The organism is Bradyrhizobium sp. DOA9, assembly GCF_000617845.2.
Classification (GTDB): domain Bacteria; phylum Pseudomonadota; class Alphaproteobacteria; order Rhizobiales; family Xanthobacteraceae; genus Bradyrhizobium.
Window position 1 is genome coordinate 307,087 of record NZ_DF820425.1, and the last position, 22,886, is coordinate 329,972.

Annotated in this window: 23 protein-coding genes; 11 read left to right on the forward strand and 12 right to left on the reverse strand. The window is 64.0% G+C overall.

Annotated elements, in window-relative coordinates:
- The first annotated feature begins 61 nt into the window (after nt 1-61).
- Nucleotides 62-814, forward strand: coding sequence for a DUF5131 family protein (locus BDOA9_RS01350; RefSeq protein WP_025032151.1), 753 nt, complete (start codon nt 62-64; stop codon nt 812-814).
- Between the two features lie 11 nt (nt 815-825).
- Nucleotides 826-1,977 (forward strand): three-Cys-motif partner protein TcmP, encoded by a 1,152-nt coding sequence (gene tcmP, locus BDOA9_RS01355; RefSeq protein ID WP_025032152.1) that lies wholly within the window; start codon nt 826-828, stop codon nt 1,975-1,977.
- 60 nt (nt 1,978-2,037) lie between these two features.
- Here tcmP and rpoD read toward each other — a convergent pair whose 3' ends face one another.
- The gene (gene rpoD / locus BDOA9_RS01360; protein ID WP_025032153.1) at nt 2,038-4,191 is read right to left on the reverse strand and encodes an RNA polymerase sigma factor RpoD; all 2,154 of its coding nucleotides are present in this window, start codon (nt 4,189-4,191) and stop codon (nt 2,038-2,040) included.
- 378 nt (nt 4,192-4,569) lie between these two features.
- Nucleotides 4,570-6,585 carry a DNA primase gene (dnaG, locus tag BDOA9_RS01365; RefSeq protein ID WP_025032154.1) on the reverse strand — a complete coding sequence of 672 codons (2,016 nt, stop codon included), beginning with the start codon at nt 6,583-6,585 and terminating at the stop codon, nt 4,570-4,572.
- Nucleotides 6,586-6,884: 299 nt separating this feature from the next.
- Here dnaG and BDOA9_RS01370 point away from each other — a divergent pair, with 299 nt between their 5' ends.
- Entirely contained in the window at nt 6,885-7,448 is a 564-nt protein-coding gene (locus BDOA9_RS01370; protein ID WP_025032155.1) for a chlorite dismutase family protein, read from the forward strand.
- 56 nt (nt 7,449-7,504) lie between these two features.
- Here BDOA9_RS01370 and BDOA9_RS01375 read toward each other — a convergent pair whose 3' ends face one another.
- Nucleotides 7,505-7,903, reverse strand: a complete 399-nt coding sequence (locus tag BDOA9_RS01375) for a gamma-glutamylcyclotransferase family protein (protein ID WP_025032156.1) — start codon at nt 7,901-7,903, stop codon at nt 7,505-7,507.
- A 77-nt stretch (nt 7,904-7,980) separates the two neighbouring features.
- Between BDOA9_RS01375 and BDOA9_RS01380 the strand changes: the two genes are divergently transcribed.
- Nucleotides 7,981-8,784: an N-formylglutamate amidohydrolase gene (locus BDOA9_RS01380; protein WP_025032157.1), complete on the forward strand. Its 804-nt coding sequence runs from the start codon at nt 7,981-7,983 to the stop codon at nt 8,782-8,784.
- Nucleotides 8,785-8,788: 4 nt separating this feature from the next.
- On the opposite strand, the gene BDOA9_RS01385 is transcribed toward BDOA9_RS01380, so the two are convergent.
- Nucleotides 8,789-9,409, reverse strand: coding sequence for a LysE family translocator (locus BDOA9_RS01385; RefSeq protein ID WP_082847771.1), 621 nt, complete (start codon nt 9,407-9,409; stop codon nt 8,789-8,791).
- Nucleotides 9,410-9,527: 118 nt separating this feature from the next.
- Here BDOA9_RS01385 and BDOA9_RS01390 point away from each other — a divergent pair, with 118 nt between their 5' ends.
- Nucleotides 9,528-9,842, forward strand: a complete 315-nt coding sequence (locus BDOA9_RS01390; protein WP_025032159.1) for an ArsR/SmtB family transcription factor — start codon at nt 9,528-9,530, stop codon at nt 9,840-9,842.
- A 28-nt stretch (nt 9,843-9,870) separates the two neighbouring features.
- A complete protein-coding gene (locus BDOA9_RS01395; protein ID WP_025032160.1) occupies nt 9,871-10,383 on the forward strand; it encodes an SRPBCC family protein in 513 nt (170 codons plus the stop codon).
- A 74-nt stretch (nt 10,384-10,457) separates the two neighbouring features.
- On the opposite strand, the gene BDOA9_RS01400 is transcribed toward BDOA9_RS01395, so the two are convergent.
- Nucleotides 10,458-11,231 carry a DUF2189 domain-containing protein gene (locus tag BDOA9_RS01400; RefSeq protein WP_025032161.1) on the reverse strand — a complete coding sequence of 258 codons (774 nt, stop codon included), beginning with the start codon at nt 11,229-11,231 and terminating at the stop codon, nt 10,458-10,460.
- A gap of 240 nt (nt 11,232-11,471) precedes the next feature.
- On the opposite strand from BDOA9_RS01400, the gene BDOA9_RS01405 reads away from it, so the two are divergent.
- Complete coding sequence (locus BDOA9_RS01405; protein ID WP_025032162.1) at nt 11,472-13,700, forward strand: ATP-binding protein; 2,229 nt, start codon at nt 11,472-11,474, stop codon at nt 13,698-13,700.
- Between the two features lie 24 nt (nt 13,701-13,724).
- Here BDOA9_RS01405 and BDOA9_RS01410 read toward each other — a convergent pair whose 3' ends face one another.
- From BDOA9_RS01410 to BDOA9_RS01430, 5 genes are all read right to left on the reverse strand, one after another.
- The gene (locus tag BDOA9_RS01410) at nt 13,725-15,335 is read right to left on the reverse strand and encodes an acyl-CoA synthetase (protein WP_025032163.1); all 1,611 of its coding nucleotides are present in this window, start codon (nt 15,333-15,335) and stop codon (nt 13,725-13,727) included.
- A gap of 10 nt (nt 15,336-15,345) precedes the next feature.
- Nucleotides 15,346-16,482, reverse strand: coding sequence for an epoxide hydrolase family protein (locus tag BDOA9_RS01415; RefSeq protein ID WP_025032164.1), 1,137 nt, complete (start codon nt 16,480-16,482; stop codon nt 15,346-15,348).
- Between the two features lie 215 nt (nt 16,483-16,697).
- Nucleotides 16,698-17,885, reverse strand: coding sequence for an IS481 family transposase (locus BDOA9_RS01420; protein ID WP_025032165.1), 1,188 nt, complete (start codon nt 17,883-17,885; stop codon nt 16,698-16,700).
- A gap of 102 nt (nt 17,886-17,987) precedes the next feature.
- A complete protein-coding gene (locus BDOA9_RS01425; protein ID WP_025032166.1) occupies nt 17,988-18,443 on the reverse strand; it encodes a GatB/YqeY domain-containing protein in 456 nt (151 codons plus the stop codon).
- A 31-nt stretch (nt 18,444-18,474) separates the two neighbouring features.
- Nucleotides 18,475-19,203 (reverse strand): alpha/beta fold hydrolase, encoded by a 729-nt coding sequence (locus BDOA9_RS01430; protein WP_025032167.1) that lies wholly within the window; start codon nt 19,201-19,203, stop codon nt 18,475-18,477.
- A 146-nt stretch (nt 19,204-19,349) separates the two neighbouring features.
- Between BDOA9_RS01430 and carA the strand changes: the two genes are divergently transcribed.
- Nucleotides 19,350-20,540, forward strand: coding sequence for a glutamine-hydrolyzing carbamoyl-phosphate synthase small subunit (carA, locus tag BDOA9_RS01435; protein WP_025032168.1), 1,191 nt, complete (start codon nt 19,350-19,352; stop codon nt 20,538-20,540).
- Nucleotides 20,541-20,582: 42 nt separating this feature from the next.
- Here carA and BDOA9_RS01440 read toward each other — a convergent pair whose 3' ends face one another.
- Nucleotides 20,583-20,798 carry a hypothetical protein gene (locus tag BDOA9_RS01440; protein WP_025032169.1) on the reverse strand — a complete coding sequence of 72 codons (216 nt, stop codon included), beginning with the start codon at nt 20,796-20,798 and terminating at the stop codon, nt 20,583-20,585.
- Between BDOA9_RS01440 and BDOA9_RS39860 the strand changes: the two genes are divergently transcribed.
- Both BDOA9_RS39860 and BDOA9_RS01445 read left to right on the forward strand, forming a co-directional pair.
- The gene (locus BDOA9_RS39860) at nt 20,797-20,925 is read left to right on the forward strand and encodes a hypothetical protein (protein ID WP_256375385.1); all 129 of its coding nucleotides are present in this window, start codon (nt 20,797-20,799) and stop codon (nt 20,923-20,925) included. The genes BDOA9_RS01440 and BDOA9_RS39860 overlap by 2 nt on opposite strands.
- Before the next feature lie 19 nt (nt 20,926-20,944).
- Nucleotides 20,945-21,466 carry a cupin domain-containing protein gene (locus tag BDOA9_RS01445; RefSeq protein ID WP_025032170.1) on the forward strand — a complete coding sequence of 174 codons (522 nt, stop codon included), beginning with the start codon at nt 20,945-20,947 and terminating at the stop codon, nt 21,464-21,466.
- Between the two features lie 81 nt (nt 21,467-21,547).
- Here the strand turns inward: BDOA9_RS01445 and BDOA9_RS01450 are convergent, their stop codons facing one another.
- On the reverse strand, nt 21,548-22,069 hold the full coding sequence (locus BDOA9_RS01450; protein ID WP_025032171.1) for a Dps family protein: 522 nt from the start codon (nt 22,067-22,069) through the stop codon (nt 21,548-21,550).
- A gap of 113 nt (nt 22,070-22,182) precedes the next feature.
- On the opposite strand from BDOA9_RS01450, the gene BDOA9_RS01455 reads away from it, so the two are divergent.
- Complete coding sequence (locus BDOA9_RS01455) at nt 22,183-22,884, forward strand: class I SAM-dependent methyltransferase (protein ID WP_025032172.1); 702 nt, start codon at nt 22,183-22,185, stop codon at nt 22,882-22,884.
- Nucleotides 22,885-22,886: the final 2 nt, after the last annotated feature.

Consider the following 22,886-nt stretch of genomic DNA (forward strand, 5'->3'; position numbering starts at 1 on the left):
GCTGGTCTTTGGTACGTCTTTATAGGTTTGACTGCGTTCTCTTTTTGTTCTAGGATGTGATATGGCTTTCTCGACCCAGATTGAGTGGACTGATGCCACGTGGAATCCGGTCACCGGATGCACAAAGATTACACGTGGCTGCGACCTCTGCTACGCGGAGCGCTTTTCGGAGCGATTTAGAGGCGTGCATGGTCATCCATTCGAATCCGGCTTTGATCTAAAACTGCGTCCGGAACGGCTCGAGCAACCGCTCACTTGGCGCCAGCCGCGGCGCATCTTCGTCAACTCCATGAGCGACCTCTTTCACAAAGAGATCCCTAAGTCATTCATCGACTCCATCTTCAAGACGATGGAGACCGCGAATTGGCATACATTTCAGGTACTGACGAAACGCAGTTCGCTCATGACACGATATCTCCAGAGTCGATATCGAACGGAAAAGGCTCCTCCTCACATTTGGCTGGGCGTATCTATCGAGGACGCACAAAACGCTGTTCGACTAAAGCATCTCCACGCCGCGCGCGCGGCGACGAAGTTCGTTTCGTTCGAGCCTCTGCTTGGTCCTGTCGGCAAGCTTGACCTCAAAGGGATCGATTGGGCGATTGTGGGAGGTGAAAGCGGCCCACGCGCCCGGCCAATGGCGGAGGAGTGGGCAATTGAAATTCGCGATCAATGTCGAACAGCGAAGGTTGCTTTTTTCTTCAAGCAATGGGGCGGCACCCGACCGAAGTCGGGCGGGCGGCTCCTGCGCGGCCGTGAATGGAATCAATACCCCCGAATTTCCCGAACCAGATTACTAGAGGCAGCCGAATAGAGAGGCTAGTTGTGACCGACCCTTACTTCGGTCGCGAGCAGACGAAGGCCAAGCATTTCATCTTGAAAAGTTACCTTCAGGCGCTCGCGTTTAAGGTATTGAACTTTTCTGACGTGGCGTATGTCGACGGATTTTCAGGTCCTTGGGAATCCAAGACGACCGACTTTAGCGACTCATCCTTCATGATCGCAATCCACGTCTTAAAGGACGCTCAAAGCCAAGTGCTAACGCGAACCGGAAAAAGACGACGTATCAAATGTTTCTTTTCCGAGAAGAACGCAAAGGCGTATTCCCTACTAGCGAGTGCAGTTGCCGAATTCCATAAACCTGAGGACGGCTTCGAAATAAAAACTTACGAAGGAAACTTCGAGGACGCGGTCGACATAATTCGATCTTTCGTTGGCACATCCTTCCCTCTAATATTTATCGACCCCACCGGGTGGACTGGTTACCCATTCGATAAGATCAGGCCCTTATTTGCCCGAGCCAAATGCGAAGTGCTGATCAACTTCATGTACGACTTTATCAATCGATTTTCATATAGCGCAGACCAAGAAATCATAGACTCGCTGGCTCCCATTCTGGGCGGAGCCGATTGGCCCAATCGTCTCGATCGAGAGATCTCGCGCGGTCTCGCCGTTGAGAAGCTCTTCCGCGATACACTACAAAAGGCGGGAAACTTCGAATTCGTAATATCCACGAAGATCGACAAAGCAACAGTCGAGCGCCCCCATTTCTTCATTGCATACGGCACCAAGAGCGCAAAAGGATTGAAGACATTCCGTGATATTGAATACGACGCACTGCGAAGGCATGCGGCAAGTAGGGCGAACGCAATAGAAGCAAGAAGAGAGGAGCGATCAAACGTTGCCGACCTGTTTGCAAGTCAGCGCGCCGAACTAAGCGAGGCAACCGTCGAGGAAATCGTTGGCGAACAAAAACGATTAGCAGCGGGTTACATGTTGGAGTTATTGAGTCAACATGGGGCGCTTAGGTTTTCGAAAGTCGTTCCCGCTCTACTGCAACCATTCATGTTGCGGGAAACAAACGTGAAAGACATTTGTGTCGACCTTGCCAAAGCGGGCCAGATCGAAAACGTATGGGGTGGCGGCAATCGAAAGCCGCGCGAAGAAGACGTTATCCGGCTACGCCTGCAACCATGATCTAAACAAGAAACGGCGGGCTCACGCCCGCCGTTCTGGATGCCAATAACGGCCTTCGGATCAATTATCCAAGAAGCTCCGCAGCTTCCGCGACCTCGACGGATGCTTCAGCTTCCGCAGCGCCTTCGCTTCGATCTGCCTGATGCGCTCTCTCGTCACCGAGAACTGCTGTCCCACTTCTTCCAGCGTGTGATCCGTGTTCATGCCGATGCCGAAGCGCATGCGGAGCACGCGCTCTTCGCGCGGGGTGAGCGAGGCCAAAACGCGCGTCGTGGTCTCGCGGAGGTTGGACTGGATCGCCGCGTCGATCGGCAGGATCGCGTTCTTGTCCTCGATGAAATCGCCGAGATGCGAATCCTCCTCGTCACCGACCGGCGTCTCCAGCGACAGCGGCTCCTTGGCGATCTTGAGGACCTTGCGGACCTTCTCCAAGGGCATGCCGAGCTTTTCGGCGAGCTCTTCCGGGGTCGGCTCGCGGCCGATCTCGTTGAGCATCTGGCGGGACGTGCGCACGATCTTGTTGATCGTCTCGATCATGTGCACAGGGATGCGGATGGTGCGGGCCTGGTCGGCGATCGAGCGGGTGATCGCCTGCCGGATCCACCACGTCGCGTAGGTCGAGAACTTGTAGCCGCGGCGATACTCGAACTTGTCGACCGCCTTCATCAGGCCGATGTTGCCTTCCTGGATCAGGTCGAGGAACTGCAGGCCGCGGTTGGTGTACTTTTTCGCGATCGAGATCACGAGGCGGAGGTTGGCTTCCACCATCTCCTTCTTGGCCTGGCGGGCCTCGCGCTCGCCCTTCTGCACGGAGTGCACGATCTTGCGGAACTCGACGATCTCGAGGCCGGTCAGCGCGGCGAGCTGATGCACCTCGTGGCGGAGGTCCTTGATGCGGTCCTTCTCGTGGTGGACGAAGTTCTTCCAGCCCTTGGCCGAGAGCTTCGAGACGCGGTTGAGCCAGCGCGGATCGAGCTCCGAGCCGGTGTAGTTGCGCAGGAAGTCCTCGCGCGCGACGCCGTGGCTGTCGGCAAGGCGCATCAGGCGGCCCTCATGCGAGACGAGGCGCTTGTTGATGTCGTAGAGCTGCTCGACGAGACTGTCGATGCGGGCCTGGTTGAGGCGCAGCGACTTCACCTCGACGATGATCTCGTCCTTCAGCTTGCGGTACTTGCGCTCCTGCGGCGGCGACAGCGAGGGCCCGTGCGTGCTGCTGTCGAGCTGGTTCTGGATGTCCTGCTCCTGCAGCTTGCGCAGCTTCTTGTAGCTCTCGGCGATCTTGTCGAAGATCTCGACCACCTTCGGCTTGAGCTCGGCCTCGATCGCCGCGAGCGACATCTGGTTCTCGAACTCGTCGTCATCCATGTCGGCTTCGGCCGCGGCCTCGCCGGGATCCTTCTCCTCGCCGGCATCGGTACCACCGCCGGCAGGCGCGGCGCGGAACGGCGTCGGCGACGGCGGCGCTGCGGGCGGCGCGACATGGGCGGGCGCGGCGCCAGAGGCGGTGGCCTCGCCACCCTCGGCAGAGGCTCCGCCGCCCTCGCCATTGGGACCTGCGATCATCGCATTGTTCATGCCGGCCTTGGCATCCGGGCCGGCATAGGTGGCTTCGAGATCGATGATGTCGCGGAGGAAGATCTTGCCTTCGTTGAGCTCGTCGCGCCAGATGATGATGGCCTGGAAGGTCAGCGGGCTTTCGCAGAGCCCTGCGATCATCGCCTCGCGGCCGGCCTCGATGCGCTTGGCGATGGCGATTTCGCCCTCGCGGGAGAGCAGCTCGACCGTGCCCATCTCGCGCAGATACATGCGCACGGGATCGTCGGTGCGCTCGCCCGGCTCGCTCTTCTTGACCTCGGTGACGGCCTTTTGGGTGACCTCGACGAGCTCGTTGTCGGTCTCGTCCTCGCCCTCGTCCTTCTCCTCCTCGCCTTCAGAGTCGTCGGCTTCGGTGACGTTGATGCCCATGTCCGAGAGCATCGACATGATGTCCTCGATCTGTTCGGGCGAGGTCTGGTCGGACGGCAAGACTTCGTTGAGCTGATCGAAGGTCACGAAGCCGCGCTTCTTGGCCTGCTTGATCATCTTCTTCACGGCCGCGTCGGACAGGTCGAGCAAGGGCGAGGGCGCGTCCTGGGAATCCTTCTCCGGCGCATCCGCTGCCTTGTCGTCTTTTTCCTTGTCCTTCGCCTGCAGCGTCTTTGCCTTGGTGGCCATCCATTGCTCCTAAACGCGCTTCATGCGAGACGCATGCCCGCGCCTTCGCGTGAATTCACATGAACCTGTTGCTCGACGCTCTCGCTTCGGCAGCTCTCGACACGGAAAGGGCGGCGCACAAACCTCTCGCCACCCCCAACTTTCTCTCGCCGGAATTGCCTAACGCTTCGTCAGCCTCTTTGTCGCGGCGGATGCAGGTGTAGTGCCAACAGCGATTGCGCGGATTCATTCCTGACGCGTCTGTTATGCCTGCGGCCGCCTTGGGGCCAAAGTGCTACAAGACCGTTAAGCCTCGATTAACCCTGTTTTTGCCGCCAAATCACGGATTTGGCGAGTCTTTTAGCGGTACCTGGCCCGTCCGTCCGCATGTTTCTTTCATCACATGCTCTTCTGGAGCCGGCCCGACAGCTCGCCAAAACCCTCGATCAGGGCCTCGGTACCGTCGACTTCCCCTATCCGAGCCTTGACGTCACGCAGCCACGCCAAATTGGCCTCGCTGGGATCCTCCCCCAAGGCCAGCTCGGCGTCTTTCAGCTCTCTAAGTAGTGAATGCCATTGCCGATGCAAGGCAACCAGCTGGTGCCAGGTGGCAAGAACGTCGTCCCGCGCCGCGCCCTCGCGGGCGGCCCACACCGCCTGGGTCGTGATGGCATTCTCAACCCTTTGAAGGGTTTGAGAAAATCCGCCCTTTTCGAGATCGCCGCGCATCTTTTCGGCAAGCTCGCCAGGGTCCGGCGAGTGGTGATGGTCGTTGGCGAAGGCGGCGATGATGCCGGCCCGGAGCTTGTGGGCCTCGGGATGGGCCAGCTCCAGGGCGGCAACCTCCTCCAGATGCTCGTGCAGCAGCCAGGGGTGGTTGATCAGGCTTTGCAGGATCAGGGCCTCCCGACGGGAGATGGCGCTGCGCTGACCCCGCATGATCGGGCTTGCCGCCAGCTGGGGGCTCGCCGCCTGGTAGGGGCCGGAGGGGAGCGGAGCCGGACCCGGGGCGCCGCGGCGGCCGCCGACGAACCCTTGTCCGCCGAATCCTTGTCCGCCGAATCGATTCGCCCCGCCCCGCGGCTGAAACGGCCGGCCGCCACCGGGGCGGAAATTGCCCCGGCCGCCAAAGCCGCGCCCGCCATCGGGCGCGAAGGTGCGCTGCAGCCGCTCGACGAAGTCGTCGCGATAATAGCGCCGCACCACCTCGTCGCGGATGCCATTCGTGAGCTCCCTGATGCGGGCTTCCAGCGCGGCGCGCCGTTCGGGCGTGGCGAAATTGCCGGCCTCGAGCTCGCGCGACCAGATCATGTCGGCGAGCGGACGGGCGGCGCCGATCACCTCCTCGATCGCACCGCGCCCGCCCGAGCGCACGAGATCGTCGGGGTCCTGCCCTTCCGGCAGCAGCGCAAACCGCAAGCTCTTGCCGGGGCTAAGGAACGGCAGAGCCAGGTCCGCAGCACGATACGCCGCCTTCTGCCCGGCGCGGTCACCGTCGAAGCAGAGGATCGGCTCGTCCGCCATCTTCCAGAGCAGCGCGAGCTGACTCTCGGTGAGCGCAGTGCCGAGCGGCGCGACGCTGCCGGCAAAGCCCGCGGTGACCATGGCGATGACGTCGACATAGCCTTCGACCACGATCAGCGGCGCACCATCGTGGGTGGCTTTGCGCGCGGTCTGGTGGTTGTAGAGATTGTCGCCCTTGTGGAAGAGCGGCGTCTCCGGCGAATTCAAATATTTGGCCGGAACGTCCTTCTCCAGCGCGCGCCCGCCGAAGGCGATGACGCGGCCGCGCAGATCCGTGATCGGAAACATCACGCGATCCTTGAAGCGATCATAGGGCACGGGGATGTCGTCGCCGCCGATCAACAGCCCGGTCTCGACCATGTCCTCGACGGAGACGCCGAGCTTGCCGAGATGTTCCTTCAGCGCGAAGCGATCAGGCGGGGCATAGCCGAGGCGGAACTGCAATTGCGTCGCCGGCGAAATGGCGCGGTCGGCGAGATAGCCGCGCGCTTTCGCGCCCACGCGCGAGGCCAGCGTCTCGGCGAAGAATTTCGCCGCGAGATCCATCACGTCATAGAGCGAACGCCGTCGCTGCTCCTCGCGCGCCGCGTGGGGCGTCACCGCCGGCAGCGGCAGGCCCGCCATGTTGGCGAGCCGCTCCACGGCTTCCGCGAACGGCAGGCCGTCGGTCTCCATCACGAAGTTGATGATGTCGCCGTGCTTGCCAGAGGAGAAGTCGTGATAAAAACCCTTCTGGTCGTTGACGTAGAAGGACGGCGTCTTCTCCTGCTGGAACGGCGACAGCCCCTTCCACTCCCGCCCCGCCTTCTTCAGCTTGACGCGCTTGCCCACGACCTCGGAGACCGAAAGCCGGGCACGAAGCTCGTCGAGGAACTGGGGCGTGAAGCGCATGGGCTCTGTGTAGCGCGAACCGGGGTGAGTCGGGCGAAGGATCAGGGATATAGGTGCGGCGCTGCCAAAGGCCAGGTTTAGGCGAGTTATCCGGCTTATTCGACCTATGCACAGGCCTACAGCATTGCTCCGTCATTCCGGGGCGCGCGAAGCGCGAGCTATGGTGCGCAATTGCGCGCCTGAGAATCCATTGCGCCGCCGGGATGCTCGGAGAAATGGATTCCGGGCTCGCGCCAAGGGGCGCGCCCCGGAATGACGAGCCACTTGAACCGCGCCCGGTTCCACGCTTCCATGTCGCCATGTTCAGGACCTTTCGGGGCGGCCAGAGCGGGGGCTGGCGGGTGACCTCGCTCTCGCCTGTGACGGGCGAGCCCCTGCCCTTCGTGCCGGCGCTGTCGGTGACCGACAGCGAGGCCGTTTCGCTGCCGCTGGTGCCCTCGCGCAATGCCTGGCGACTGGTCGGGGTCGCCAGCAGCCTGCGCTACACCGAGCGCGCGGAGAAGGAGCAGCTCGTCGCCGTGCAGGCCGGCCTCGGCCGGCTCGAAGCCACCAGCGCGGCGCTGATCCCGATCCGCAAGTCGCAGGCCTGGTGGGAGCTGACCCAGGAGGAGCGCCGCAAGATCTTCGAGGACAGGTCGCACCACATCGCCAGCAGTCTTCGTTTCCTGCCCGCGATCGCGCGCCAGCTCTATCATTGCCGCGACCTCGGCGGCCCCTTCGATTTCCTGACCTGGTTCGAATTCGCACCCGCCGACGCCTCGCTGTTCGAGGAGCTGGTGGCGATGCTGCGGCGGACAGAGGAGTGGACCTATGTCGAGCGCGAGGTCGACGTGCGCGTGGTGAAGGAAGTGCTGTCGGCTTGAAGCATGATCCGGAAAAGTGCGCAGCGGTTTTCCGAGAAGATCATGCTCGAGAATATCTAGCGATCGAGGAAGCGCCCGGATTCAATGCGCGGCCGATCGGTGACCGGCCAATTGTAGACGTAGGTCCAGGCCTTCTCGGTGGTGCCGTCGGGCAACGTCACCTCGATCATCTGCCGCAGATATTCGGTCGGCTCCGGAAAGCCCTCGCCGCAGGCCTCGTACATGTCGAGCTCGCGCAGGAGCTCGTCCGCCACGCGCAGGTGAAACAGCTCGCCATGGACGATGTCGGACGGCACCTCGGAGAGCAGCAATCCCGGATAATGCTTCACCAGAACGAGCCGGCCGCGGCAGGTGGCTTCACTGATGAATTCCGCATGGCTCGTGAGCAGCCGCGCCATCGGGTGGTCGAAGCCGCGCATCAGGGTGCCGTAAACGAAGAGTCGATCCGAGCTCATGCCGTTCCAAGAGTTGCGGCATCGGTGCGATCCCGCTACTCCGTTTACACACTTTGTCATTCCATAGGCAAATCAGGATGGCTTTGGACACGGCCGACGCAACCGATCAATTGCTCGGCGAGGGCGACATTCCGCCCGTGCATGAGGTGAATATTGCAGGGGCATCGCCGTTCCTGCTCACCGCGGACCATTACGGACGGACGATGCCGCGCGCGCTCGGCGATCTCGGCGTCGCGGACAGCGATCTCGTGCGCCACATCGCCTGGGACATCGGCATCGCCGGTGTCGCCGAGCGGCTAGCCAAGATGCTCGATGCGCATCTGATCGCGCAGCGTTATTCGCGGCTGGTGATCGACTGCAACCGGCCGCCCGGCGTTGCAAGCTCGATTCCTGAGATCTCCGAGGCGACCGCCATCCCCGGCAACGAGGATCTGTCGGCCGCGGCCAAGGACATGCGCCGGCGCGAGATCTTCGATCCCTATCACGGCCGGATTGGCGCGACGATCGATGCGCGCGTCAAGGCGGGCAAGCCGACGGTGCTGGTGGCGCTGCACAGCTTCACGCCGGTCTATTACGGCGAGCCGCGGCCCTGGCACATCGGCACGCTCTATCGCCGCGACACCGTGCTGCCGCGGCTGATGCTGCAGCATTTGCGGGAGGAGAGCGAACTCGTCGTCGGGGACAACCAGCCTTATGCGGTGAGCGACATCACCGACTACACCATCCCCGTCCACGGCGAGGCGCGCGGCCTCGTCAACACCGGCATCGAGATCCGCCAGGACCTGATCACTGAGGAGGCCGGCCAGCAGCAATGGGCCGAGCGGCTGGCGCGAATCCTGCGCCAGATCGAGGCCACGCTGCACGAGCAGGGAATGAGTTAAGCGATCACTTTGCCCGCGTCAGCGCCAGCCAGATGCCGCCGCCGATCATGAAGCCGCCGGAGATGCGCGACAGCATCCGCGTGCGCCGCGCCGAGAAGAATTTTCGGGCGCGCCCGGCGGCGATGGCGTAGAGCGCATCGGTCATCACGGCCGTCACCATGAAGGTGGCACCCAGCAGCGCGACCTGCGGGAAATGCGGCTGGCTCATGTCCATGAACTGCGGGATGAAAGCGCCGAAGAACACCAGCACCTTCGGATTCGACAGCAGCACCAAAAATCCCTGCAGGAAAAAGCCGCCGCGCGGCGGCGGAGGCGGCGCGTCGACATCGACGCCTTCGACCGGCTCCCAGATCAGCTTGATGCCGAGCCAGACGAGATAGGCGGCGCCGGCAAAGCGCACCCAGTCGAACCAGTAGCCCATGGTCGCCATCAGCGAGGTCAGGCCGATCGCGACGATGCCGATGACGATGGCAAGCCCGGCCTGCGCGCCGGCCACGTTGATGAGCGCCGCACGCGTGCCGTGGCGCAAGCCATTGGCGATGACGAGGGTGACGATCGGCCCCGGCAGCAGCGCCAGCGCAATGCAGGCGGCGACGAAGGCGAGATAGGCTTGCATGGACATCATGGGAGGGACTCGCTGCGGTTCGGGCGCATTAATGCATGGCCAAAGCTGGAACGGAAGTCGTGTGAGCCGTTCCATGCCACCTTGACATGCAACCTTTTGGTTGCCTATTATCGTCGCCATGGATGAGGTCTTCAAGGCGCTCGCGGACGGCTCGCGACGTTCGCTGCTCGACAGGCTTCACGCCAGGAACGGCCAGACGCTGAACGAGCTCTGCGAGGGGCTTGCGATGACGCGACAGGCCGTCACCAAGCACCTTGCCGTCCTGGAGGAAGCGAACCTCATCACCACCATCAGGCATGGCCGCGAGAAGCTGCACTACCTCAACCCGGTGCCGATCCATCGGATCGGCGAACGCTGGATCAGGAAATTCGAGCAGGGCAAGCTTGCCGCGCTCAGCGAGCTGAAACGTCAGCTGGAGAACGGCGACGAGTGAGTCCGCTCAACGAAGGATTTGACGCACGATGAATCTCGACCAGTTCAAGCCTCTCACCGTCTACACCATCTACATCGCCTCGACGCCGGAGAAGGTGTGGGAGGCGCTGACGTCCGCCGAGTTCAGCCGAAAATATTTCTCCGGCTTTGCCGTGGAGATGGAGCCGAAGCTCGGCGGCGGCTTCATCGTGCACGCGCCCGACGGCTCCGAGCACATCCGCGGCGAAGTGTTCGAATACGATCCGCCGAGGAAGCTCACGGTGAGCTGGAACGTCAATTGGCCGGGTCTCGCGGAAAAGCTCGGCACCACCATCGTCACCTACGAGATCGAGCAGGCCGGCGAAGCCGTCCGCCTCACCTTGAGCCAACGCCACGACCGCGAGCTCAGCGACGACATCCTCTCCGGCGGCCGCACCGGCTGGCCCGCGATCCTCTCCGGATTGAAGAGCCTGCTGGAGACCGGCAAGGCGCCACACATCGAGATGGCCCCGCCGGTGCGGTTGCTGGAGGCGCTGAAGGCGATGGGGATCAAGATGCCGTAGTCGACCGCTGTCGTCCCGGGGCGCGCGAAGTATCGTAGGGTGGGCAAAGGCGCGTTTGCGCCGTGCCCACGGCACTACGGAAGGGGCGCCACCAGCCGCCGATAGAGGTGCCATGTCGCATGCCCGAGCACCGGCAGCGTGATTACCAGCCCGAGAAAATAGGGCAGCGCCGAGACGATCAGCAGCATCACGATCACGGCGGCCCAGCCGATCATCGGCAGCGGGCTCGTCACCACCGCGCGCACGCTCGTCACCATGGCCGTGACGAAATCGACCTCGCGATCGAGCAGCAGCGGGAACGACACCACGGTCAGCGAGAACAGGATCAGCGACAGCACGGCCCCGACCGCATTGCCGATGGCCAGGAACAGCAGGCCCTCGCTGGTCGTCAGCACCACCGTCATGAACTCCTGCAAGCTCGAGAACGAGGCATTGAGGCCGAGCAGCAGCGCGATCAGGAGCCGCACCTGGTACATCCAGACCACGAACACGAACAACGTCACGAACGCCATCCAGCCGATCTCGTTGCGCGAACGGATCGCGGACCAGATCGCACCGAACGAGACCGCCTCGCCGCGCTCGCGGCGCCGACTGACCTCGTAGAGGCCGATCGCAACGAACGGGCCGATCAACGCAAAACCGGCCGCAAGGGGATAGACCAGATAGACCATGCCGAAGGCGGTGAGACAGAGCATGATCACGATGCCGCCGGCGGCGTAGAGGCCGCCGAAGCAGAGACCGTAGAGCGGCAGCGCCTGGAAATCGCGCAGGCCCAGGGCCAGCGCCTCGGCGATGTCGGCCGCCGCCACGGGACGCACCACCGGATCGACCTTGCCCGAGATGGACATCAGCTCCCTCCGCGCATCGGCGCGATCTTCGTCGCGCGCATGCCGCGATATTAGCGCCGCCGCGCGGCGGCGCAACTTGATGCCGCCCGGCGCGCGAGGTAGCAGCGCAACAACAATACTCGCACTGCGAAATCGTTGGCCTTTCGTGCGCTTTTCGCGCCGATCACTATGGACGGGCAAGATGATCGTGCTTCAAATTGTACCTCCGAGCACCCTCGCCCGAGAGCGGATCGCCCACCGATGAGCCTGCGTACCCGGTTACTGATCCTCGTCATCGCGGCCATGCTCGTACCGGCTAGTCTGGTCGGGCTGCGCTTCGTGCAGAACCGGACGAGCGAAATCGACGCGGCGCTGGCCAATCTCGCCGCATCCGCCGACGACATCGCGAGCGATCTCGGCGAGAAGATCCAGGGGACTGCCCAGCTTCATTACGGGCTCGCCCGTGCCCGCGACCTCGACACGCGCGACAAGGCGGCATGCTCGGCGTTTCTGTCGGATGTCCGCGAGGAGTATCCGCAGTTCACGGGTATCCTGACGATCGATCCCGACGGCCGGCTGTTCTGTGACTCGCTGCGAACCAACCGCACGCTTGACCTGAACGACCGCGGCTATTTCAGAGAGGTCAAAAATCTTCACGGCGTCGTCGCGCTGGAGCCGGTGTTCGGCCGCCTCACCGGACTGTCGGTGCTGCAGATCGCCTATCCGGTGCGATCGGAAACGGGAGCGCTGAAATTCGTGCTGCTGGCGTCCTTCAACCTGAACAAATTTGCGGAGTTTCACCACAAGCGGCTGCTCGCCGAGAAGGACATCCTGTTCGTCGACGCCAGAGGCACGGTCCTGGCCGCCCCCAAGGATGGCGGCTGGAGCGTACCCGTCGGCGGATCCATTGCGGGCTCCGACCTGTTCCGCTTCGCATCAGGGCCCGACGGCGAGCCCTTTCGGGAGATCACCGATCGCGGCGGCCGCACACAGATCTGGGGCGTTGCCCGCTCGCCCGCGATCCGCAAGGCCGGACTCACCATTTTGGTGGGGCGGTCCAAGGACGGATTGGTCGCGGCGGCGAACCGCCGGCTCTACGAGGATATGGCTATCCTGGCCGTGGCCTCGCTGCTGCTCCTCGCCGGCCTCTGGATCCTCACGACCGTGAGTATCGGACGTCAGGTCGGACGGCTCGCCGCCATGGCGAAGTGCCTCGGGCGCGGCGATCTCAGCGCGCGCATTGCGGAGCCTCACCCGGGCGGCGAACTCGGCGGATTGATGAGGTTGCTCAACAGCACGGCCGAATCGCTCGAGCAGCAGCGCGCAGCCATCGCCGATCTCAGCCACAAGCTCAGCCAGTCCCAGAAGATGGAAGCCATGGGCCAGCTCACCGGTGGCGTGGCGCACGACTTCAACAATCTCCTGACCGTCATTCTCGGCAATTCCGAGCACCTCGCCGACAGGCTTGCGGGCAACGAGGAATTGCGAGGGATCGCCGACGACATTGCCACCGCCGCCGAGCGCGGGTCCGACCTGACGCGGAGCCTGCTCGCCTTCGCGCGCAAGCAGCCGCTGCGGCCGCGAGAGATCGACATCGCCGAGCAGGTGACCGGCATGACGCAGCTGCTGCAGCGGACCCTCGGCGAGCACATCGAATCCAGCTTCACCTTCGCGCCGGATCTCTGGCTCGCCAGCGTCGATCCCGGCCAGTTGGCGACGGCCGTGCTCAACCTCGTGCTCAACGCGCGCGACGCGATGCCTGACGGCGGCAAGCTGACGGTCGAGGTGCGCAACACATCGCTCGGCGAATCCGACCTCGACGTCAACGGCGAGCCGCGGCCCGGCGACTACGTCATGCTGGCCGTGAAGGATACCGGGTCCGGCATGAGCAGCGAAGTGTTGGGGCGCGCGTTCGAGCCGTTCTTCACCACCAAGGAGGTCGGCAAGGGAACCGGCCTTGGCCTCAGCATGGTTTACGGGTTTGCGCAGCAATCCGGCGGGCTCGTGCAGATGCAGTCCGAGCCGGGTCAAGGCAGCGTGGTCCGGCTGTTCTTTCCCCGCCTCGCGACGTCGCCGAACGAGGCGCCGTCAGCGGCAGAGCGTGTCGCCGCACCCGAGGGACACGAGACGATCCTCGTCGTCGAAGACGACGACATGGTGCGCGCCTATGTCGAGAACGAGCTGAAGGCGCTCGGCTACCGCGTCATCACGACGGCGAACGGACCTGCGGCGCTCGACGTGCTGCGCCGGTCCGCGGACATCCAGCTGCTGTTCACCGACGTCGTGATGCCCGGCGGCATGTTCGGGCCGGAGCTGGCGAGGCAAGCCGTTCAACTGCGCCCCGGCCTCAAGGTGCTCTTCACGTCCGGCTACAGCCAGGATCCGGTCAAGACGCCCGACGGGATCGACGCGCGCATTCTGACCAAGCCGTTCCGGCGCAAGGATCTCGCCGCGATGCTGCGTGCGGCCCTCTCGGAGCCGCGGCGGTAGATCAGGGCGCGATCGTGAAGGACACTAGCCCCTCGCCCGCAGCTCGCGGCGCAGCACCTTGCCGGTCGCCGTCATCGGCAGCGTCTCGGCGAACTCGACGAAGCGCGGATATTCGTGCGCGGCGAGCTGCACCTTGACGAAGTCCTGAATCTCGCGCGCCAGCGCGTCGCTGCCGGCAAAGCCCGGGCGCAGCACGATCCAGGCCTTGATCGATTCGGTGCGGATCGGATCGGGAATGCCGACCACCGCGGCCATTGCCACCGACGGATGCTTCATCAGCGTGTGCTCGATCTCGGACGGGCCGACGCGGTAGCCGGCGGTGGTGATGACGTCGTCCTCGCGGCTGACGTACCAGAAATAGCCGTCCTCGTCCTGCACACCGAGATCGCCGGTGAGCAGGACGTCGCCGGCATATTTCTTCGCCGTCGCCTCCGGATTGCGCCAATATTCGAGCATGGTGACGGGGCATGGCTGGCGCACGCCGATAATGCCGCGCCGACCCCGCGGTAATTCCTCGCCCTTGTCATTGACGATGCGGACATCGAAGCCCGGCGTCGCCTTGCCCATCGAACCCGGGCGGATCGGAAACAGATTTGCGTTGCTGCCGATCACGAGGTTGCACTCGGTCTGGCCGAACACCTCATGGGCGTCAACACCAAATGTCTCGCGCACCCAGCCGAGCAATTCACCGCCGAGCGATTCGCCGCCGGTGAAGATGCTGCGCAGCTTGACGCCGGAATGCTTGACGCCGGCCTGCCGCATCAGCTTCAGCGCCGTCGGCGGCAGGAAGACGTTGCGCACGGCAAGATCGGCCATCATCTGCATCGCCGCCCGCGGCTCGAATTTTCGCGCGCGATGGCCGACCAAGGGAATGCCGTGGTACCAGAACGCGAGCAGGCCGTTGATGAGCCCGCCGATCCAGGCCCAGTCCGCCGGCGTCCACATGAGATCGCCGGGCTTGGGCAGGAAATTGTGACACATCTCCACATTGGGCAGATGGCCGAGCACGACGCGATGCGCATGCAGCGCGCCCTTGGGGTTGCCCGTCGTGCCCGAGGTGTAGATGATCAGCGCGGGATCGTCGGCCGAGGTATCCGCGCGCGTGAAGTCGGGCGAAGCGGCCTTCACCGCATTCCAGAACGACGTCGTGCCGGCGGGCACGCGCGCGCCGACGACGTAAACGTTCCTCAGCTCCGGCAGGCGGTCGCGGATCTTCGCCAGCTTCTCCCAGCCGGCTTCGTCGGTGACGATCGCCTTCGCTTGCGAATTCGACAGGCGGAATTCCAGCGCGTCCTCGCCGAACAGGGCGAACAGCGGGATCGAGATCATGGCGGAGCGAAACGCCGCCATATGCGCGATCGGCAATTCCAGCGACTGCGACAGGAACACCGCGACGCGGTCGCCGCGGACAAGTCCGTCGGCCTTCAGCACATTGGCGAAACGGCGCGACATCTCCGCGACCTCGTCGAACGAGGTGCGGCTGGTGGCGCCGGTCTCGTCGACATAGATCAGCGCAAGCCGGCCGGTACCGTCGGCATGGCGATCGCAGCACGCCTCCGCGATGTTGAAGCGCGCAGGGATGTCCCAACGGAAGTTGCGATAGAGCTCGTCGTAGGTTGCGGCTTCGGTCAGCATGGGCTTGATCCTACCGCACCGTCGCAAAGAACGTCCTGACATCGCGCACGAACAGCTCCGGCTGCTCGAAGGCGGCGAAGTGACCGCCCTTCTCCATCTCGCTCCAATGCGTGATGTGAGGGAAGTTCGGCTCCATCCAGCGCCCCACCGGTGTGATGATCTCCTTCGGAAACACCGCGACGCCCGTCGGCACCTTCACCACCGGCGTGGTGCGGCGCTTGCCGAAGCTCTCCCAATACAGCCGCGCCGACGAGGTCGCCGTCTGCGTCGTCCAGTAGAGCATGACGTTGTCGAGCAGCTCGTCCTTGCTGAAGATGTTCTCGGGATGGCCGTTGCAATCGGTCCAGGCCCAGAATTTTTCCAGGATCCAGGCAGCCTGCCCGCTCGGCGAATCCGTCAGGCCATAGCCGAGCGTCTGCGGCCGCGTCGATTGCTGCTTGGAGTAGCCGGAATCCAGATCGACATAATGCTTGAGGCCGGCCAGCGCGCGCTTCTCCTCTGCGGTCGGCTCGCCATCGACCTTCGGCGCCGCGTTGAAGGCGAGCGTGATGTGGATGCCGGCGCAATGAGCGGGGTCCTGCGCGCCGAGCGAGGTCGTCACCGCCGAGCCCCAGTCACCGCCCTGCGCGCCGTAACGCGCATAGCCGAGACGCTCCATCAGCTTGGCCCAGGTCGCGGCGATGCGATCGACACCCCAGCCGGTGGTCCCCGGCTTGCCCGAGAAGCCGAAGCCCGGCAGCGAGGGGCAGATCACGTGAAAGGCGTCGGCGGGATTGCCGCCATGCGCGGCGGGATCGGTCAGCGGCGCGATCACCTTCTGGAACTCGACGATCGAGCCAGGCCAGCCATGGGTGATGATCAACGGAAGCGCCGACGGCTCCTTCGAGCGCGCATGAATGAAGTGAATGTCGAGCCCGTCGATCTCGGTGGTGAACTGTGCGAAGCGATTGAGCTTTGCCTCGCGGGCCCGCCAGTCGTAGCCGCTGGCCCAATAGGCGCAGATCTCCTGGATCCATTTCAGCGGCGCGCCCTGGCTCCAGTCGTCGACCAGTTCGGCGTCCGGCCAGCGCGTGCGGGCAAGGCGTGACTTCAGGTCGGCGAGGATGTCGTCGCCAATGGCGATGCGAAATGGATTGATCGCGGTCATCGTGACTCCCCGTTTCTTCTTGTCGAAAGAGAGTAGACCGAACCGATGCCGCATCAAAGGTGCCCATCCTCCCCTGGAGGGGGAGGATCGGTTCGCACGCAGCGAAGCTGCGAGCGAACCGAGGTAGGGTGACAGTCTCTCCACGCAGGCGGTCCCCAAGGGGAGAGATCACCCCACCCCGCTCGCGCTTCGCGCGATCGACCCTCCCCCTCTGTTCAGACCGGGGACATGGTGGACGGGTGTTCGGAGACATCGTGGACACTTTCTGTGCTTCCGTCGAGAGGCCGGATGTCGACGGTAGCAATTGTCTGGGTTCTGAAGACGACGCTGAAGACGCCGTCCTGAGCCGTTGGCCGAAACGCGAGGGCCTTCCCGTAGAAGGCCTTCGGGACTTTGATTTTGCGACCGCGGAAGCTGACGTGACCGCCTTGCTGGATCCGGCGCACCTCGTCGCCCGGAGCGTATTCGAAGGGAGCGATGGTCTCGACATAGTCACGCGGGCTGGGTTGATAGCGGCTGGCAGGGACAGCGAGTTCGAGCGCCTCGTGCGGCCGTTGGGTGTTGTAGATGGTGCGCCAGCGCTCGAAGGCATGTTCGGCAGCAGCGAGATCGGCGAAGGGCGGGCCGGACAGGACTTCGGCCTTCAGGCTGCGGTGGAAGCGTTCGTCCTTGCCCATGGTTTGCGGATGATAGGGCCGCGAATGGCTGATCTTGATGCCATGCTCGATCAGCCAGACCCCGAGCGGGGTGAACGGGCTGCCCGGTCCGTCGCCCCAGGGCGAGCCGTTGTCGGTGATCATCCTCTCGGGCAAGCCGTAGCGGCGGAAAGCCGCGATGAGATGCTCCTGAACCGTCTCGGTGCGTTCGTTGGTGCACGCCGCAAGTGCAACCGAGAAGCGCGAGTGATCGTCGAGCACGGTCAGTGGATGAAGTCGGCCAGTGTGCATGGCCACGTGGCCCTTGAAGTCCATTTGCCACAACTCGTTTGGTCGCGATCGTTCGAAACGGATCAAGGCAGGCGAACCGCCGCCGAATTTGCCAAGTTCCACCCCATGTCGCCTCAGGATCGCCGTGACCGTCGAAGGCGCCGGAACGGCTTCCTGTCCCAGATCCTTCAGCCGCCTGGCAATCTTCCGTCCGCCCCAAGCCGGATGCTCGGCTCTCACCGAAAGCACGGCCGCCTCGATCGCCGCGGCGCTGCGCGCGGGCGACGTCTGTGGGCGCCGCGGCTGCTCCACAAGTCCAGCCGCCCCGTCCAGCCGCCAACGCTCCAGCCACTTGTAGCCCGTCGTCGGGCTGATCCCGAAGCGACGGCACAGCTGCCGAACATTGCTGCCCTCTTCCGAGGCCAACATCACAAACTCCAACCTCGCGTCCATCCGAGACACCTCGCGGAACGGCATCCGACAGCCTCCTTGCTTTGCTGTCGAAAGTGTCCACGATGTCTCCGAACACCCGTCCACCATGTCCCCGGTCTGAACACCCTCCAGGGGAGGGTAAGAGCCCTACCCCGACAGCGCGGCCTTCACCAAACCGCTCGCCTTGCCGAAATCCATCTGCCCGGCGTATTTCGCGCGCAGCGCGGCGATCACCTTGCCCATGTCCTTCATGCCGGCAGCGCCGGTCTCGGCGATCGCATCCGCAATCGCCTTCTTCACGTCGTCCTCGGACATCTGCTTCGGCAGGTACGCCGAGATCACCGCGATCTCCTCGCGCTCCTGCGCGGCAAGCTCGGCGCGGCCGCCCTTGTCGTAGAGCTCGACCGCCTCCTGGCGCTGCTTGATCATCTTCTGCAGCACCGCGAGGATGTCGGCGTCCGACAGCGGCGGCTTGCCGTTGCCGCGGGCGTCGATGTCGGCGTTCTTGATGGTGGAGTTGACCATGCGCAGCGTGGACAGCTTGCGCTCGTCCTTGGCCTTCATGGCCTCCTTGACCGCATTGTTGATGTCATCGCGCAGCATGATCGTGATCCCTTCGAGATAGACGCCTGATCTAGGCCCTTTGCGGCCCTCGCACAACCTGGCTCTCCAGCCATTCGGTCAGCGCCCGCACCGTCGCCTCCGGCTGTTCGGCTTGCGGCAGGTGCCCACAGCGATCGAGGATCACGAGTCTCGCGCCGGTAATCCCCTCGGCCATCTCCTTGGAGAAGGCGTTGGGGATGGTGTTGTCGGCATCGCCCGTCAGCACCAGCGTCGGGCATGTGATCGTCGCCAGCAAGGGCCGCGAATCCGCCCGTGCGATGATCGCGGCCTGCTGCCGCAGATAGCCTTCGACGCCAACGTCCTCGTCCTGCGCATGCACGAGCTCGAGAATCCCGGCATCGTCGCGCCGCGACGGATGCACGAGCTCCGGAAAACTCTCCTCGCGCACGGCGCGCAGCTCGCCGCGCCTGGCGCGCTCCATCTGGGCACTGCGGCGCGCGGTGGCCTCCGGCGTATCGGGCCGCGCCTGGGTGTTGATCAGGGCGAGCTTCGCCACCCGCTCGGGCGCCTGGCGCATGATCTCGAACGCGACGTAGCCGCCCATGGAATGGCCGGCGAGCGCGAAGCGCGGCGGCGCTTCGCGCAGCACCCGGGCGGCGATATCTGCCATGCTGTCGTCGCGAATATGGTTGGCGACCATCACCGGGCCGAACCGCCACAGCGCCGGGATCACAGGAGCATAGATCCGGGCCGAGGAGGCCAGCCCCGGAACCAGCACAATGGGGGTGGTCTGGTCCATTATTGCCTCGCAAGCCCAGGAAATTGCCGGAAATTGTGCGGCCGAGCTTAAGGGCGGGAGGAGGCCTGTCAAATATGCAAAAACGCATGTGAATCCGGCCTCTCCCGCTTTGACGGCGGCGCCGCCGGGGACTATGAAACGCGCTCATGACACAACATGACAACGATCCCGCCTGGCCGGACCACAAACCGACCGCGCTCCTCGTGCTTGCCGACGGCACGGTGCTCGAGGGCTTTGGTCTCGGCGCCGAGGGCCACGCCGTCGGCGAAGTCTGCTTCAACACCGCGATGACCGGCTATGAGGAGATCCTGACCGATCCCTCCTATGCCGGCCAGCTCATCACCTTCACCTTCCCGCATATCGGCAATGTCGGCACCAACGACGACGACATCGAGACGGTGAACATGGCCGCGACGCCCGGCGCGCGCGGCGTGATCCTGCGCACCGCGATCACCGATCCCTCGAACTATCGCGCCACCAAGCACCTCGACCAGTGGCTGAAGGCCCGTGGCATCATCGGCCTCTCCGGCATCGACACCCGCGCACTGACCGCGCTGATCCGCTCCAAGGGCATGCCCAACGCCGTGATCGCGCATTCCAGGACCGGCGAGTTCGACCTGCATGGCCTGAAGGAAGAGGCGCGCGAATGGCCGGGCCTCGAAGGCATGGATCTCGTGCCGATGGTCACCAGCGGCCAGCGCTTCACCTGGGACGAGACGCCCTGGGCCTGGGACAAGGGCTTCGGCCGGCAGGAGAAGCCGGAGTTCAACGTCGTCGCCATCGACTACGGCATCAAGCGCAACATCCTGCGCCTGCTGGCCGGCGTCGGCTGCAAGGTGACGGTGGTGCCGGCGACGACCTCGTCCGAGGACATCCTGGCGCTGAAGCCGGACGGCGTGTTCCTGTCCAACGGTCCGGGCGATCCGGCCGCGACCGGCAAATATGCGGTGCCGGTGATCCGCGATGTGATCAAGTCGGGCACGCCGACTTTCGGCATCTGCCTCGGCCACCAGATGCTGGGGCTCGCCGTTGGCGCCAAGACCAAGAAGATGCATCAGGGTCATCACGGCGCCAATCATCCCGTCAAGGACGAGACCACCGGCAAGGTCGAGATCACCTCGATGAACCACGGCTTTGCCGTGGACGAGACCACGCTGCCGAAGGGCGCGACACAGACCCACGTCTCGCTGTTCGACGGCTCCAATTGCGGCATCCAGCTCGACGGCAAGCCGGTGTTCTCGGTGCAGTACCACCCCGAGGCCTCACCGGGCCCGCGCGACTCGCACTATCTGTTCCAGCGCTTCGCCGACCTGATGCGGCAGAAGAAGAGCGCGTAGGGCCAGAACGCCGGCGGACGAAGCCGCCGGCTGTGGCCATCGTCACGGACGCATGAACATGAAGTCCGTGTCGGGATCGCAGTTCTCGGCGATGAAGCGCAGCTCCGCCTGGATGTCGGCGACCGGCCTCGTCTCCAGATATTTCGCAATCACCAGATTGAGCAAAGCCCGGCAGACGGTTTCGTGCCCGAGGCCGGCTGTCTCCGCCTCGTCGACGGCCGCCGAGAAATGACGCTGCGCTACCTCGGATGCGTACATGGCGTTCCCTCTTCTTGCATTGATTGGCGTGCCCGCCAATGGCCGCCTGCGCCTTGATCTCCGTCAAGCCGGCGTATGGACTGTCAAGGAACAAGAGGCCTTGCTCTCTCTTGATTTCGAGGTCTGATGCCAACTTGGAACCCGCCATGCCCGTCGTCCGCGACAAGGCCGAGCCGCTCGCCATCGTGTTCGAGGATGACGGGCTCGTGCCGAACAACATCCTTCCGTTCCTGGTCTACCAGGGCGCGGTGAAGCTCGATCCGAAGCGGCCGGCAGAGACCATCGAAAACCTGTTCGAAGCGAACGGCTGGGGCGGGACATGGCGCAACGGCGTCTACGATTATCTGCACTATCACGCGACGGTGCACGAGGTGCTCGGCGTCGCGCGCGGCAGCGCCCGCGTCCGTTTCGGCGGCGACCACGGCCAGGAGCTGGACATCAAGGCCGGCGACGTTGCGGTCCTGCCCGCCGGCACCGGGCATCAATGCATCGAGGCGAGCGAGGATTTCTGCGTGATCGGCGCCTATCCGCCAGGCGCCGAGATGGAGATCACGCGCGCAACGCCGGAGAACCATGCCAAAGCGCTGAAGACGATTCCGCACGTCGCGCTGCCGCCGGCTGATCCCGTGACGGGGAAGGACGGCGCATTGATGAGGCTGTGGCGGTAGCCACAAGCACGGTGCAGTAGGGTGGGTTCGCCGAAGGCGTAACCCACCTTTTCTGTTTCCGCCGACAGAGACAGTGGTGGGTTACGCCTCGTTGCCGCCTTCCTGCCGGGTGGCCTCAAACAGGAACCAGGTCCGCCTCTCGGTCTCGTCGATGAAGTTCTCCAAGATGCTGGCGCTGGCGACGTCGCCGGCCTCGTCGCAGACGTCATGCGCCTTGCGCATCGCGGCCGCGACGAGCTTGTTGTCCTGCATCAGCTCGCGCAGCATCTCGCGCGGCGGGACGTAGTCCTCGTTGTTGTCCTTGATGGTCTGGAGCTTCGCGACCTGGCCGATCGACTTCAGCGTGGTGCCGCCGATCTTGCGGACGCGCTCGGCGAGCTGGTCGGTGGTGGCGAAGATCTGGTCGGACTGCTCGTCCAGCAGCAGATGGTAATCGCGGAAGTGGCGCCCGCTGATGTGCCAGTGGAAATTCTTGGTCTTGAGATAAAGCGCGAAGGCGTCGGCCAGCAGCACGTTGAGTGCCTCCGAGACCTTCTTGACCCCGTCGGGCGACAGATCCGTGGGGGTATCGAGTTCAGGCGAGACCTTGTTGTTTTTGCTCACGGGAGACCTTCCTGTTAGGACGCGGACATTGACGGCGCGCCGTCGCACCCCTAACGCAAGGCGGGCAGCGCCGGTTCCTCTTTCGGAACCGTTGGCCGGGACCTTCGAATACCATGGACGATTGGATCGATTATTACGACTCGACGCATACGATCTATGTCAGCAAGCTGCATCGCGACTTGCACTTCCAGATCATTGCACGGGACATCATCGGCTACATCCCCTCGCCGGGTGCGACGGTGCTGGACTATGCCTGCGGCGAAGCGCTGTCGGCGAGCCAGGTGGCAGCCGCCTGCGGCATGCTGATCCTGGCCGAGCCCGCGCCGGGCGTGCGCGGCCGGCTGATCGCGCGCTTTGCCCCAAACACCAAGATCCGCGTCCGCTCGCTCGACGACGTCCGCAAGATGCAGGATCAGTCGATCGATCTCGCCGTGATCAACTCGGTCGCGCAATACATGACGCCGGACGAGCTCGATGCCGCGCTACTGAACATCCGCCGGATCCTGAAACCCTCCGGCAAGCTGGTGCTGGGCGACATTCTCCAGCCCAATGTCGGCATGGTCAGGGATGTGATGGCGCTGCTGGGCTTTGGCCTGCGCCACGGTTTCCTGAAGGACGCGCTGGTCGGGCTGATCAGCACCGCGCTGTCGGATTATCGCCAGTTGCGCTCGCGCATCGGGCTGCAGCGCTACAGCGAGGACGAGATCACCGCCAAGCTGAAGGCGGCAGGCTTCGCGGTCCAGCGCGCCCACCGCAATATCGGCCACAACCGCTGGCGCATGACCTTCATCGCGAGGCCCCCTCTGGTCCGTTAAGC

What these genes read in the sequence shown, in the direction of transcription:
- BDOA9_RS01440 (WP_025032169.1), bottom strand. Translation starts at nt 20,798, where the DNA reads ATGTACGCATCCGAGGTAGCGCAGCGTCATTTCTCGGCGGCCGTCGAC.
- dnaG (WP_025032154.1), bottom strand. Translation starts at nt 6,585, where the DNA reads ATGCGCTTCACGCCCCAGTTCCTCGACGAGCTTCGTGCCCGGCTTTCG.
- rpoD (WP_025032153.1), bottom strand. Translation starts at nt 4,191, where the DNA reads ATGGCCACCAAGGCAAAGACGCTGCAGGCGAAGGACAAGGAAAAAGAC.
- BDOA9_RS01380 (WP_025032157.1), top strand. Translation starts at nt 7,981, where the DNA reads ATGGCTTTGGACACGGCCGACGCAACCGATCAATTGCTCGGCGAGGGC.
- BDOA9_RS39860 (WP_256375385.1), top strand. Translation starts at nt 20,797, where the DNA reads ATGGCGTTCCCTCTTCTTGCATTGATTGGCGTGCCCGCCAATGGCCGC.
- BDOA9_RS01415 (WP_025032164.1), bottom strand. Translation starts at nt 16,482, where the DNA reads ATGACCGCGATCAATCCATTTCGCATCGCCATTGGCGACGACATCCTC.
- BDOA9_RS01375 (WP_025032156.1), bottom strand. Translation starts at nt 7,903, where the DNA reads ATGAGCTCGGATCGACTCTTCGTTTACGGCACCCTGATGCGCGGCTTC.
- BDOA9_RS01410 (WP_025032163.1), bottom strand. Translation starts at nt 15,335, where the DNA reads ATGCTGACCGAAGCCGCAACCTACGACGAGCTCTATCGCAACTTCCGT.
- BDOA9_RS01420 (WP_025032165.1), bottom strand. Translation starts at nt 17,885, where the DNA reads ATGCCGTTCCGCGAGGTGTCTCGGATGGACGCGAGGTTGGAGTTTGTG.
- BDOA9_RS01425 (WP_025032166.1), bottom strand. Translation starts at nt 18,443, where the DNA reads ATGCTGCGCGATGACATCAACAATGCGGTCAAGGAGGCCATGAAGGCC.
- BDOA9_RS01395 (WP_025032160.1), top strand. Translation starts at nt 9,871, where the DNA reads ATGAATCTCGACCAGTTCAAGCCTCTCACCGTCTACACCATCTACATC.
- BDOA9_RS01350 (WP_025032151.1), top strand. Translation starts at nt 62, where the DNA reads ATGGCTTTCTCGACCCAGATTGAGTGGACTGATGCCACGTGGAATCCG.
- BDOA9_RS01445 (WP_025032170.1), top strand. Translation starts at nt 20,945, where the DNA reads ATGCCCGTCGTCCGCGACAAGGCCGAGCCGCTCGCCATCGTGTTCGAG.
- BDOA9_RS01405 (WP_025032162.1), top strand. Translation starts at nt 11,472, where the DNA reads ATGAGCCTGCGTACCCGGTTACTGATCCTCGTCATCGCGGCCATGCTC.
- BDOA9_RS01390 (WP_025032159.1), top strand. Translation starts at nt 9,528, where the DNA reads ATGGATGAGGTCTTCAAGGCGCTCGCGGACGGCTCGCGACGTTCGCTG.
- BDOA9_RS01430 (WP_025032167.1), bottom strand. Translation starts at nt 19,203, where the DNA reads ATGGACCAGACCACCCCCATTGTGCTGGTTCCGGGGCTGGCCTCCTCG.
- BDOA9_RS01400 (WP_025032161.1), bottom strand. Translation starts at nt 11,231, where the DNA reads ATGTCCATCTCGGGCAAGGTCGATCCGGTGGTGCGTCCCGTGGCGGCG.
- carA (WP_025032168.1), top strand. Translation starts at nt 19,350, where the DNA reads ATGACACAACATGACAACGATCCCGCCTGGCCGGACCACAAACCGACC.
- BDOA9_RS01370 (WP_025032155.1), top strand. Translation starts at nt 6,885, where the DNA reads ATGTTCAGGACCTTTCGGGGCGGCCAGAGCGGGGGCTGGCGGGTGACC.
- BDOA9_RS01455 (WP_025032172.1), top strand. Translation starts at nt 22,183, where the DNA reads ATGGACGATTGGATCGATTATTACGACTCGACGCATACGATCTATGTC.
- BDOA9_RS01385 (WP_082847771.1), bottom strand. Translation starts at nt 9,409, where the DNA reads ATGATGTCCATGCAAGCCTATCTCGCCTTCGTCGCCGCCTGCATTGCG.